Here is a 1344-nt window from a genome sequence, read left to right as displayed (position 1 = left end):
GTCGAGTTCTTATACGAAAACTCAAAAGAATGCAAAAACTCCCTCCCTATGATATAATCAAAGCGAAAAATTTTTTATGTTAGGCTACTAGCTCGTCCCTAGTAGTCTTTTTCTGTGCTAAAAATTCAGGATACGTTATCTGCTCTTTTAAAAGGATATAAGCTATTTTTAATAATTGATGTGCGAGTGCAATTGTTGCTTTTTGTGAACCACGCCGACTTTGAATCTGATAAAATCGGTCTGCTAGGGGACTACCTTTTTGTTTTTTGATAGCGAAAGCGGCTTGGCATAAACATTTCTTCAAATATGAATTTCCGTGTCGAATCTTGGTACTTCGTTTTTTACCAGCACTCTCATTATTACCTGGACAGAGTCCAGCCCAAGAAGCTAAATGTCCAGATGTCGGAAACTGACTCATGTCAACACCAACCTCAGAAATGATAACAGAAGCTGTAATGACATCAATACCTGGGATGGAATCCAATATTTCTACATGGTTTTCATATTGTGATAGATAGACATTCATTCGCTCTTCCAACAACTCAATCTGCTTCTGATAAAAATCATAAATCTCTAAGGACTGCTTTAACATAAAGCGGTGATGGTCAGAAAAATAGCCATCCAAGGCTTCCAGAAGCTGCGGCACTTTCTTCTTCAAGCTGGTGTAAACCGATTGATGGACAATGCGAGGTGTAATAGGCGTCCCATCAACCAGTAGCTGAAGGAGATTGCGACCAGATAGCCCCATAATATCTTCAATATAGGTTGTTAGCTTGATACCACCTGACTGAAGAATTTTATGGATACGATTGGTTTCTCGATTACGACTTTCCACATAATGTTTTCGTTGTCTGGTCAACTCCCTCAATTCTTGAATGGTTTCATCGGGAACGAAACTCCGAGGAAGCAGACCAATCCGTGTTAATTTGGCAATCCAGTGAGCGTCCTTCTTGTCGGTTTTCTGACCTGGGATAGCCTTCATATGAGCTGGTTGAGCGAGTATCAGCTCGAAGTCATCACAGAGAGCATGCCAGACAGGTCGCCAATAGACACCGGTGCTTTCCATACCAACAGCTTCCACATGAAATTGACTGAGAAAATCGTGGCAAGCACGTAGGCCTTTAGTCGTTGTATCAAATGTAGCCATCTCACGCTTTGGACGAGTTGAGGTGAGTGGTCCATGTAGGATACAGACGACAATATTGGCTTGATGGACATCAATACCTGCACAAGATTGATAGAGAACATCCATGATAATTCCCTCCTTCTAAAAATTAGAGAGCTTATCTACCGAATTTTAGTCGTATTTTTATACTCATGCCTATCGCATATTTTGGGGTGCTC

The 1344-nt window shown here is 41.1% G+C and carries 1 protein-coding gene; it reads right to left on the bottom strand.

All coding sequences use genetic code 11. The features are described 5' to 3' along the window. Positions 1–79: 79 nt before the first annotated feature. The gene (locus tag NOL38_RS10370; protein WP_044686666.1) at positions 80–1252 is read right to left on the bottom strand and encodes an IS110 family RNA-guided transposase; all 1173 of its coding nucleotides are present in this window, start codon (positions 1250–1252) and stop codon (positions 80–82) included. Between the last annotated feature and the right edge of the window lie 92 nt (positions 1253–1344).

This window comes from Streptococcus suis, assembly GCF_029616525.1.
Lineage (GTDB): Bacteria > Bacillota > Bacilli > Lactobacillales > Streptococcaceae > Streptococcus > Streptococcus suis_AF.
Note: the sequence above shows the minus strand (reverse complement) of the source record. Positions and strands in the feature narration are given on the sequence as shown.

Excerpts from the sequence above, each read along its gene's own strand:
- NOL38_RS10370 (WP_044686666.1), bottom strand. The coding sequence starts at position 1,252 with ATGGATGTTCTCTATCAATCTTGTGCAGGTATTGATGTCCATCAAGCC.